The organism is Photorhabdus akhurstii, assembly GCF_018448925.1.
Taxonomy (GTDB): Bacteria; Pseudomonadota; Gammaproteobacteria; order Enterobacterales; family Enterobacteriaceae; genus Photorhabdus; species Photorhabdus akhurstii.
This window is the reverse complement of the sequence record NZ_RCWE01000001.1, coordinates 188,954-201,490: the sequence shown is the minus strand read 5'-3', so window position 1 is coordinate 201,490 and position 12,537 is coordinate 188,954. Positions and strand designations below refer to the sequence as shown.

Annotated in this window: 7 protein-coding genes and 1 pseudogene; all 8 read left to right on the top strand. The window is 35.4% G+C overall.

Features of this window, described 5'->3' with window-relative positions:
- The first annotated feature begins 7 nt into the window (after window positions 1-7).
- Window positions 8-2,074 carry an ATP-binding protein gene (locus tag EAE93_RS00870; protein ID WP_214038876.1) on the top strand — a complete coding sequence of 689 codons (2,067 nt, stop codon included), beginning with the start codon at window positions 8-10 and terminating at the stop codon, window positions 2,072-2,074.
- A gap of 24 nt (window positions 2,075-2,098) precedes the next feature.
- Window positions 2,099-2,761: pseudogene (locus tag EAE93_RS00865) on the top strand (Pvc16 family protein); the annotation flags it as partial.
- A gap of 201 nt (window positions 2,762-2,962) precedes the next feature.
- Window positions 2,963-6,919, top strand: a complete 3,957-nt coding sequence (locus EAE93_RS00860) for a putative adhesin (RefSeq protein ID WP_214038875.1) — start codon at window positions 2,963-2,965, stop codon at window positions 6,917-6,919.
- A 419-nt stretch (window positions 6,920-7,338) separates the two neighbouring features.
- Window positions 7,339-8,202: a cytotoxic necrotizing factor Rho-activating domain-containing protein gene (locus EAE93_RS00855; protein WP_036780567.1), complete on the top strand. Its 864-nt coding sequence runs from the start codon at window positions 7,339-7,341 to the stop codon at window positions 8,200-8,202.
- A gap of 494 nt (window positions 8,203-8,696) precedes the next feature.
- Entirely contained in the window at window positions 8,697-9,077 is a 381-nt protein-coding gene (locus tag EAE93_RS00850) for a hypothetical protein (protein ID WP_181148429.1), read from the top strand.
- A gap of 153 nt (window positions 9,078-9,230) precedes the next feature.
- On the top strand, window positions 9,231-10,241 hold the full coding sequence (locus EAE93_RS00845) for a hypothetical protein (RefSeq protein ID WP_214038874.1): 1,011 nt from the start codon (window positions 9,231-9,233) through the stop codon (window positions 10,239-10,241).
- A gap of 153 nt (window positions 10,242-10,394) precedes the next feature.
- Window positions 10,395-11,132, top strand: coding sequence for a hypothetical protein (locus EAE93_RS00840; protein ID WP_214038873.1), 738 nt, complete (start codon window positions 10,395-10,397; stop codon window positions 11,130-11,132).
- A 99-nt stretch (window positions 11,133-11,231) separates the two neighbouring features.
- Window positions 11,232-12,218 (top strand): Rpn family recombination-promoting nuclease/putative transposase, encoded by a 987-nt coding sequence (locus tag EAE93_RS00835; protein ID WP_214038872.1) that lies wholly within the window; start codon window positions 11,232-11,234, stop codon window positions 12,216-12,218.
- The last annotated feature ends 319 nt before the right edge of the window (window positions 12,219-12,537 follow it).

Genomic DNA, 12,537 nt, shown 5'->3' with positions numbered 1-12,537 from the left:
GGTTTATATGAACTCTCTACTTAAAAACAACCATTACATGGCAACAGAGTTACACTGGATTTACCCTCATCTGGAACGTATTGATCTGCGATTACAACATTACTATTACCAAAATGGAGAAAAATACGATTATTTACCGGAGAGTTTTCTCCTTACCGAAGATGAATTAAACCAGCGTCTGACAAAGCCACAAGGCATTCCTCATTGGATCACTAAACAAGATGATATTATTAATTTCCCTGAAATCGAAGAAAACCCCAATGCATTATCACAATTAGTTGAACGTTTTGAACTCACTGAATTTGAACGGGATGTTTTATTATTAGGTTTATTACCCCATTTCGATAGCCGTTATCATGCGTTATTTGCTGCTCTGCACGGTAACAGCAAAAAACAGTGGCCGAGTTTTGCCTTAGCAATTGAATTATTTAGCCAACGCCAAAGTGATCGGCAATTACTACAAAATAGCCTTCTGCCGCAAACACCGTTAATCAGTCATCAACTATTACGGCTTAATAACAACGAAGAGCCTATTTGGTTACAAACTCAATTTCTAACTCACAGCACTATTTGGCATTTCTTATCAGGCCAACGGGTTATTTTACCGCCACTGACAACTTGTGCTTATTGGCATGCTTCTGCCTCACACGGTTGGTATCCACAACCCCTTTACCGTTCACTTGAAAAAATATTATTAAATAAAACCGATGAACTACGCCCGCTGGTAATACTCAGAGGAAAACAAGATAGCGCCAGAGAATTAGCGGTAAGCAATATTATGGCATTTCATAATATCAATACCTTAACTCTAGACTTAGCTCAACTGCCGGAGGAAAGTAATCCTAACTTGCTGATAGATGCAGTACGGGAAACACGATTACATGATGCCTGTTTATTAATTCTCAATTTTTCTTTGCTCAAAGATGAAAAGAAAATATTACATAGCGAATTATCCGATTTATTAAATCAACCAAAATTACGTGTAGTTTGTCTGGCAGAACCACAAGATTCACTAATGTGGATTAAACACCTGCCAATAGTGCAAATTAATATGCCGGTACTGACTCTGGCGGATAAAAAAACCATGCTGGAAGCAAGTTTATCGGATAATATCGTTCAGAAAATAAATATTACTGAGCTATGCCAACGTTTTTCATTCACCGCAGAAACATTACCGCAAATCCTTATAGAAGCGAATCAATACCAAATACTCCGACAACCGGAAGGTCAATTGGAAGAAACCGATCTGCATAAGGCATTAAGTTTCCGTGCTCAACAGAATTTCGGTAAATTAGCGCAACGAATAACGCCCAAACGCAGCCTTAATGATTTAGTCATTTCAGACGCATTAACCCAACAATTAAAAGAGATTATTGCCGCCATTCATTACCGTGACCAAATTCTGGCTACCGGCTTTCAGGAAAAAATCGGTTATGGCACCGGTATTAGTGCGCTATTTTATGGAGAATCCGGGACTGGCAAAACGATGGCTGCCGAAGTGATCGCCGGTCATCTTGGCGTTGATCTAATTAAAGTGGATCTCTCTACCGTGGTGAATAAGTATATTGGCGAAACGGAAAAAAACATCTCCCGGATTTTCGATCTGGCCGAAGCGGATTCCGGCGTGCTATTTTTCGACGAAGCGGATGCTTTATTTGGCAAACGCAGTGAAACCAAAGATGCTCAAGACAGACATGCTAATATTGAAGTTTCCTACTTATTACAAAGATTGGAAAGTTATCCGGGATTAGTAATTTTAGCCACCAATAATCGCAGCCATTTAGACAGTGCTTTTAATCGCCGTTTTACCTTTATTACCCGTTTTGCTTATCCCGATGAAATATTACGTAAGAAAATGTGGCAAGTCATTTGGCCGGAACAAATTAAATTATCCGATACCATTGATTTTACCCATCTGGCTAAACGAGCTGATTTAACCGGGGCTAATATCAGAAATATTGCGCTATTAGCCTCAATGTTAGCAAAAAATGACCACTGTGATCAAATCGAAAATAAACATCTAAATCGAGCTGTTACACTTGAATTAAATAAAACTGGCCGATTGGTTTTCTAAAGATTCAACAAAATTGGAATAAATATGACAACCCTAATTGCTTCTGACAATGCGATTATTGAAGTAAATAACGCATTAAATACTGTTTTATCCCAGTATCTAAATACCAATGGCAATAAAATTGATATCCGTTTTGATCTACCCGAAATTAATTCCATTCAATCGGAACCGACGGTCAGTGTATTTCTTTATGACATCAATGAAGATTTACAATTACGCTCTGCCGAACCAAGGCGTTATAACCCGATTACCAGCACACTATTGCCGGGATGGGTTAATATCAATTGTAACTATTTAATCACTTACTGGGATGCGAATAAACCTTCAAGCGACAGTTCAAGCCCGGATAGCCAACCCAATAATCAAGCAGCGCAAGTGATGACTCGTGTTCTGAATGCATTAATTAACAACCGCCAATTAACCGGCATTCCTGGCGCCTATACCCGGATTATTCCACAACAAGAAAACTTAAATAGCCTGGGTAACTTTTGGCAAGCTCTCGGTAATCGCCCTCGCCTCTCTCTAATGTATTCAATTACCGTACCAATGAAACTGCAAGATATTAAAGACAACATTACACCCATTAGCCAAATTTCTGCTTCGGTGGTTCAGAAACCAAGCCTAAATAATTCACAAATCAACCAAGCTCTGACTGATAAATTATGTGCCGATTTAGGTGGAATTGAAGCCGATACCTTTACCTCCAAAAATATAAAAGTTTCTGGATATAATAGGAAAAATATCAATGACAACTAATATATATTATTTACTCCTAATATATTTATCATTATGAAATTAATAATTGGAAATATGCCAAACAAAAAAACATAGCAAAAACACTCATCATGCAATAAAACACCATCAATAAAAAATAGAGAGACCAATAAAATGAAATTTAATTATCAAATAAGTGAACAATCCTATAGCGGTTATCATTCTGATATTCCTGTCGCTATTTTTTCTGAACAAGACTTTACCAAAGCTTATGAAATATACCACGCTAAAAATTTTAATTATCATAGATTGAGAGTAGAACAAGTGCCCTATGCAAGATATTTCAGGGCCTTTCATCATACGGATATTCATAAACAAACCTATTCAGTACCTGAGTTAGAAAATAGATATGAGGAGATGATCTATTTTAATAAAAATCGGCAATTTGAAACTGATGCTGACTCTATTACTGTAATGTCCAATCATATTCCTTATAATTATGATTTTTATGGATATACTTCGTTACAATATTTAAAGACTAAATATTCAGAAGAGTTGGATCGTTATCATGAATCTAATTTTGACAATGAAGAACTTAATGACATAGTTCTGATTGATTACTTTGAAGGGTGGCGCCAAGAGCATAATCTTACTTCTAATATTGACATAGAAACTTGCCTTGCAATTGAAGATAGTATTGCTAGAGTTTCGATTCTGGGATTACTGAAAGGTAATATATCAGATGATATTAAACAAAAAATTATTTTCCCTGAAGGGATCACATTTGAAATGCAGCAAGATCTGCTTAATAATGATTTAGGTAATAAAATAGGTGAATTTAATCAGAACGTTATTACAAAACTTCAAAGATTAGCAAAGGCAGAAGATACGGTTTCAAAAATATTATCACCTTATCAGTATATTGAATCTAGAGTTAAAGAAATTTCTGGTAATCGTGTTCGTTTAGATCAACGAGTTACTGTTATTATTTCAAAGAGAATGCTTGATAAATGCAAGCCTAAGATTAATAGAAAATTTGATGTATGTAAAAACCAACCAAAACCCATAACTAAATATTTCACAGTTTATGATTTAATTAGAAACATCAATCACAAAGAGTTTAATAAAGTTGAATATAGTGGAAAAGATATAAAATATCTATTAAATAGCGACATTGAAAATATTTTAATTAAATTGCACGATGTTACCGGTGATTATGAAAGATATATCAATAGATTTAGAAACAATGAAGATGTGAAATATTATATCAATGAAGGAATTAATAAACTTTCTGGTTCCACAGGAACAACAGTAGACGAATTTCTTGATAAATATATAGAACATATGGATGAGATAAGCTATACGGAAAGTGAAATTATAGCTGATTATTATCTTAATATAATCAGACAGCTTTTCGAGGCTATCTCAATGACTCTCCCTATCAGCCCGATCAAAGGTTATTTAGCCACTATTACGGCCAATACCATCATACCACTTATTCAATCAGCGATTGTGAACACTAATGAGGAGAGTCACGCATTACAACAAGAGGCTTGGGTTAATTTTGCTGTTTCATCCGCTTTCCATGCAATTTTTAGTAATCGGGCAATCAGTGGAAAAATTGCTAAAGGCGCAAAGTTAATTGAGAATAGCGGTGGATACATTACTAATAAATTCAATATCAAAAAAATAAACATTAATTATAGAGGAAATTCTCAATTAGCCAGAGAGAGTGTCAAGAAAATTCCCGGTTCAAACACTAATCCGTGGAGATTAGAAAACATTCGCAATAGATATAAATGGTTTTTTGATCGAAAATATTGGTCAAGATTTAATACTGAGAAAAAGACAGAAGTTTTACAATCACATCTGATGAAAACGCAAGAGGCCAAAGAGTTAGCTGAAATTGTTGGCTGGGAAAAACTTAATAAGATGATAAAGGATTCGATCACATTAGATTATGAAGGGAGTCCAATCAATAAAATATCATTCAGGAAGCTTGAAGATGAAGTAGCAGCAAGAAGTTATACTTTAATAAATGACAGGAAACGAATTAATTATATATCAACTTTCCTTGACGATAAATTAACCTTTTCAGATCAGCTAGGAAAAATAATTAATGTTGAAGATATTTCAGGAAGCAGTCATTTAAATAAAGCAGCCAATTGGATTGTCAGTAAAAGTACATCAAACGCTAATGACGCACACCATGTCACAAAAGTACTATCCAAATATATTGACAAAGATATCAGTGATTTTAATATATTGACACAACTGCACGATGAACTCTATCGTTTAAAGCCGGGTGCTACATTAAGACATTATCGTGGTTTTGGTGATCAGATATTTCCACATATGGAATCATCCAAAACGATTCTTCCTTATTATCTGGCAAGAACAAAAAGCGTTAATGGCGTTGATCCTTTCCTTATCTATTCAACTTTAATTGAAATTCATCCATTTGGTGACGGGAATGGCAGAGTCGCCAGATCAGCTTATGCTCTGGCTTATATTAATAAACATAGAAAATTTCAAGCATTAACAAATTCATCAGAAAAGATACTGACCGAAAATGCCAATCGGCCTAAAACATTTGTTAGATCGCCGACCGGGGATACTCGTCAGGATGCATTTTATCTACTAAGGGATAAAGGAGAAGTCGGTAAATTTAAAATATTAGACAACAGTGATTCAAATTATACTGTGGGAGTTGATGAATCCAACTCTAAATTCAATATCTATACCGCCTGGGATAAAAACGAAAATCCTGCTACCAGTAAAACCGCTATTTTTTCCGCTCATGGTGGTCGTGAGAATTCAGCCAGACCAATTATATTTCCAAAAAATAAAAATCTTATATTTTGGGCGCCAGATGAATACCGGTTAGATGATCCACTTATTGAACGATTTGTTAATGAATTTAATAAATTAAATCCTCATTCAGCGGTTGGCGGAAATTATGAAAAATTCTGGGCAGCATTCCCTAACAGATATAAAGATTATGACTTATTAAAATCGTTATTTACTGAAAAGAAATTTGAACAGTTAAAGAACATCGGTAATATTATAGAAAAACATACAAATTTAAGGGCAGAAGATGCAACAGGCATTAGCGCCTCAAAATTAAAAAATAGTTCAGTGCCCAAAGTCGCAGAATATCAATTTTCATGGTATGAAAAAGATAAAGAAAAAGAGTATGTTCTGGCATTAATCGAAAACAGAAAAACAGTAATAAGGGTAAATGATGGCACACCGGCTGTTGACTTAATAAGCATTAACCCAAATGTTCCTATTGATAAAAAAGTCAGTATTAAAGACCTTATTGAATTCATTAAAGAGAAAAATTATGAAAATGTTCATGTATTAGCGTGTAGAGAAATCTGGGATAACGGCAAACCCAGAAGTACAACTCGTTCTTATGCAGTCACTCGCGGCTATAGAAACGAACATGAAAAGTATTGGGAAAATAAAGAGTTGAAAACGTTACCACAACCTAAAGCTGAGGGTTCAAACAGAACTAAACGAGAGATTTCCACTATTAATGTCAATGAATATCTTAATGAACCACGAGATATAAAATACCTTTTGACATCGATGTTATTTACCAATAGCAATAACACTCTCAGTTATAGCGAATATATGATTGGCGTGGTAACAACAGATGATAAAATTATTACTTTTGCTGATTCTTTAAAACAAGAAAATTATGATATCTTTTTACCTGGCAGAGAAGAAGATAGCCCTGAATTAATGCAAACACAAACAGTACTGGATAATCATTCTCTATCCAACTTCAATGTATATAGCAATAACTTGCTTGATTTCAGTGAAATAACAGTAGGCAAACACCTACATTTTAAAGGCGGAGATAAATCAGATGGAAATGTCATTTTAGAAATCAATGATTCAGAAGGTTTTCGTTCATTGGCAATAAAGGTTATAAATCTAAACATGATAGGAATCTATCTGGCAAATATTATTAATAGCAATTCCCAAGATTTTAAAGCCGGAAGAGAAGAAAATGGGAAACTTGAAACAAGCATTCTAGATGTTAATAATTTATATCTAAAGCGTGAAAGTGAAAACAGTTATTACATCAAAGTGAAATTTAGTATTATAGACGTTAAATAATATACCATAATTTATATGTAAAACCCGGGGGCTATATTTAATAATATAGCCCTCGTTATTTCCAATGATAATTAATTTTTCAAATCCATACATTTTGTTATTTTTCTGATTAATCAGATAATTATTGCACCAAAACGTTGATAATAAAAACAAGACAAATCTGAAAATAGATCTCAATTAAATACCCATTATTCAACTTTATGATTAAATACACATAGTTAAATAACAAAACAAAAACGGATAACATTATGCTGTAAACTAAAACTATTGCACTAAAGAAACACCTATGAGAGTTTGTTTCTCAGTCGAAAATAGATGCATTATTTAAATATTTATATTCGTAGTATCAGATTATCTGAACAATCATTATCAGATAAATCTTAAAGGTAAAAAATTTAATTATTATAGAGGAATTATCAATGTTAAAATACTTCACCGCGGATAATAAGCTTAATAAAGGGCATATTTCTCCGCTCAAGAGAAAGGGATTACTGGTGGGTAGTGATAATGCGCCAATCGATATACCGGTGATAGCACATCGTTATGATAGCAATAATCAGCTTGAGCAGGCGAGCTCTTTGAGAAATAGTGACTCTGGTCAGGAGATCCCTTTTCATGATGTTGTTACGGGATTTCGTGGTGATCAAGTAACCTCTTCAGAATCGGGTTCAGGAGCTATAGGAAAGCATTGGGGAAAAAATAAATTAGACCACAATATTACCGGTATTAATGTGGTTAATGGCGCATCGGGAACTGTGGGAATAAAAATTGCCTTGCGAGATATTCGGCCCGGGTATCCGATCATTGTCACGTCAGGGGCGTTAAGCGGTTGCACTATGGTGTATGCCGTGAAGGATAATTATTTCTTTGCTTACCATACCGGCCAAAAACCGGGCGATGATGAATGGAGAACCGGGCAGGATGGTGTTGTCACTACCGCTCAGAGTCATAAAGCCCTTTTATCGGATAGCAAACCAATTGCAGTTAATAAACAAAATAACGATTTAGTGAATATTTTTGCAGAGTATGATCAGAGTGTTATTACCTATATGGGAAAACAGGCAGTTGTGATTGACAATACCGCAGAAAATGTCAGCGTTTTTAACTATGATGAAATCAAACCCGGAAAACCCGCTATTAGAGCCGGTTATAGCTACGCGCTGTTAGCTAATGATAACGGCCAAGTGAGCGTTAAAGTATTGTCGGAGGATGCTATCGTTTCCCCTGGCAAGAACGGTAATAGTATTAAGGTTATCAATTCACTCAAAAAACGGTTGTTATAGCCTGTCCGAATTACACTATCCGCCGTTTTATAGCGCCTAACCTGATATCCGAGATAGCTATCTCGATATTAACAAGTTGCAATAATCATTAATATAAGGCAGGAATTGATTATATAAATAATCTATAATGGCAACTTTCTTGAAAAGAAAGTGCCATTATATCAATAAATTTCCGATTCTATTTCATTATTGCAACAGTCAGGATACAACATGGTCATTCTCATATACTAGAAACGTTATTAAATAACCAAGACAATATATACCTAAAAAATAATCATTTTAATTTATTTTTCTGATAATCATAGGTATGATTATCTTTGTACTTTGCTATTAATTCATCGGTAAAATCATAAACAGAAAAATCAACCCAACCTATTTATGCCAATCAATAGAAAAATAACCTAAAAAATAAACATATAGAACGGGCCGTGATACTTGAATTAAATAAAACCGGCCGATTGGCATTTTAAAAATTAAGTAGAATTGGAGTCAACATGACAACTATCATTGCTTCTGACAGTGTAATCCCTGTCAGTAAAATATCCGCTTCTGTGGATCAAAAAACCAGTCTGGATAATTCACAAATCAACCAAGCTTTAATAGATAAATTATGCGCAGAATTAGGCGGTACAGAAGATGTACGTCTTGCCCTTGTTAAAGTGAATCTGACAACCGAGCCTGATACAGAAAATAATCTAAATCAAGAAAATGAAAGCGTTATTGTTGAAGTTTACGGCATTACCAGTACAACTTATTTACCACAAATAAAAGATACGCTTGTAAAATGGAAAGATAACCAAGAAGCTATTGTTAAGATAAATGGTGTCGGCATTGTTGTTTCTAAAGAAAATGCTGATAAGTTAATTGGGATTTAAAATTATTTTCATACTAAAATAGCAAACACTCACTTAACAAATAATTATTTATTAAAATTAATTATTTTTAATGTTTTTATTTTACTTTTTCGTGTTAGCGTTTAATTTAATCCATATATTATTTAATATTCGAAATTCATAGGTGGTAATATCATGCCAATAATAAATGAACTTAGAAAAAAATTCGAAATTAGCCCTCAAGCAGCTCAAGCTATTGCTGCTCCTGCAAGATCAAATAGCAGTAAACAAACTGAGCACCAAACTGAACACCTTGAACTCGATACATCTAAAAATAGAAGAGATAGAAAAGATTTAAATGCACAAGACACCCCAAATCAACAGCACACCGAAAAACTGGAAACCGAAGTAAAGAATGGTGACAGTGAAAGTAAAGCACAGGAGCATACACCGGATTTGGTGATGAAAAAAGAAAGCTCAGTAACACCGGGCACTCGCAAAAATCCGAATGAAAAACCCAAAGCTGAAGATATTTTCAATCAGTATAAAGATAGATTTTCCCCTTCCGATAGAAAATTGCCATTTGAAATAATGAATGACATCACCAATAATGAAATAAAATTCTCCTCTGAAACAGCACCTGCAAATCTTTTAGATAAAGTAAAAGATAAGAAATTCACGCTGAGGCATTACACGACTGCCCAAATAGAAGAACCTGTATTTAATGAAATTGGATCAAATTTTAATTTAGTCAATGAGGGAAAAAAAACATTAAAGCGTACTCAAGGAAGCAATACTAATGAAGATGATTGGAACCGTTTAGGAAATACGGCATTTACTTTCTTCTTGTTAGCAATAAATGGAGAAGTATCTGATAGAAAATTCCTGTCTAATACGACTCACTTTGCAGAAGTTGATATAGAAAACCCTGCTGAACTTAAAGAAATTGGGTTAGATGAAGCTGAATTTTTTGCTTCTCCTGACTTGCTGCACGAAAAAAAGCTTTCACAAGCCCCTGCTGTAAAAGGGAAACTGTCTGACTTAAAATCATTATTATTAAAACAATCTGGCATAAATCCAGTTCAATTAGGGCGTTTGGATGCAAAAGGGATTCTGGAACGTATAGATAGTAAGTTTAATGGCAGTCTTGAAATAAAAATCCCAGGAAACGTGAAAGTGAAGGAATGGAAAAAAGTCGAGAAATAAAAATTTAATCATCGATATTTTATTATCATCTCTTCTCATACACCTTACAGAGTTGGTTGATCAAATCAATTCTTAAATGAAAGTAAAATATAAACAACAATTTAAATTTCATTTACCCCTAATATACATTTGAATCAAAACTTAGGTGATAACATGTACTCCACTTTCGATAAAAAAGATAGCTACGCAAATAAAAAAATAAATTCAATGAAACACCAATCAGCCAAAACAGGCCATCAAAGCGAGATTTCCACCGATTCACTTTTTAACCCTAAACTCCATATGGCAGGAACGACTGAGGCTACATCAGAAACTGATAATTTATGCAGTAGTAATATGAGAGGTCCTGCTTTTAGTAAGCAACCGAATATACCTAATGAGTTTCAACAGTTGCGTGATCCCAAAATAATTGTTTTAACCAAACAACAACTTAAGAAAAGAAATGCCAGTGGAAAAAATTGGCATTCTATATTATTTAATGGTAAAAAAATTTATGGTTCGGATACCGCAATAACAGATTATGATTTAAATCACCCGATAAGAATGATTACGTCCAATCCTCAATATGACGGTAAACCCATTTTAATCCTAACGGGATCTCACTGTGATGCTTTTGGGTTTAATTGGGATGCTAATACTAATGGAGTCAGAAGAAAAGACTTACGTGAAAAGCTATTTTTTAATGAAGACAAAGATGATAGAAAAGGTGAATATGATAGGAGTGAACCAATACATATCAAAGATGTCAGAAAAACTACCTATCAGGAGATGGAAGAAATTATTAATTCTCCGGATTATCATGTTATTTTAGGCTATTGTTTTAGTCGCAATGATCAGGCTTTGCGCTTTTATACCAATACCAATCCAGTAACAAGTTATGTTGATAATTAACCTGAACTTCGATTAAGAGGGAAATTCAAGACATCACAGTCCGCTCAGTTTCTTGCTTAATATTCCTTCAATATAAAAAAAGTATGCTATTATCCGCCTATGAAGAAAAAAAATACACCAACGCCACATGACGCTATTTTCAAACAGTTTCTAGGTCATATTGATACGGCCAGAGACTTTCTAGAGATACATTTGCCTGCCACATTACGGGCAGTTTGTGATCTGGATACATTGCAATTGGCATCAGGGTCGTTTATTGAAGACAATCTGCGTGCGCATTATTCCGATATTTTGTATTCACTGAAAACGGTGCAAGGTGACGGTTATGTGTACTGCGTGATCGAACACCAAAGTTCCCCGGACAAAATGATGGCGTTCCGATTAATACGTTACAGTATTTCAGCCATGCAACGGCATCTGGAGCAAGGACATGAAAAATTGCCGCTGGTCATTCCGGTGTTGTTTTATCACGGGAAAATACAACCGTATCCCTGGAGTACCAATTGGCTCGACTGCTTCGATGATCCAGCTCTGGCGAAGGAGCTCTATTCCAGTCCATTCCCGCTGGTAGATGTGACGGTAATTTCGGATGATGAAATCCTAACGCATAAACGGGTCGCGCTACTGGAAATGGTGCAAAAGCATATCTGGCAGCGTGACATGATGGGGTCACTGCAAAAACTGTCCATATTGCTGGCGTATGGTTACCATACGGAAGATCAGCTAAGAAGCGTGCTAAACTACTTATTACAGGCGGGAGATACCGCCGATCCAGAGGGTTTTATCCGGCGACTGGCAGAACAGTCCCCGAAGTATGAGGAGGTACTGATGACAATAGCGCAAAGATTAGAACATAAAGCACGTCAGGAAGGACGTCAGGAAGGACTCCAAGAAGGACGTCAGGAGGGACGTCAAGAAGGACGTCAGGAAGGTCGCCAGGAAGGACGTCAGGAGGGACGTCAGGAGGGACGCCAGGAAGCAACGTTAAAAATTGCTCATGCATTGCTGAACAGCGGAATCGATCGTGAAACAGTGATGAAAACCACCGGTCTGAGTCAGAACGAACTTGAGCAAATACGCCACTAACTCGTGCTGAAAGTTCTTAATCAGTATTCAACGATTCGTGTTAAAAGAGAATCTTACGGTGACTGGCAGAACAGTCACCGAGGTATGGGTCTTGGCCGTGAAACGGTGATGGAAATCACCAGAGTGAACTTGAACAAATGTCCGACAAACTTACTGTTGATACGTTATCGGCATAAAAATGCTTGAGTCAATGCACAAAACACATAGAAGCGGCACATTTACATTCCAAGCGAAAGACCGGGTTTGAATCCACGTGCTTCTGAAATCGCGGTTCCCTTTTTTCACCGCCAATAAATATTCTAACTCATTTCACTAGCAA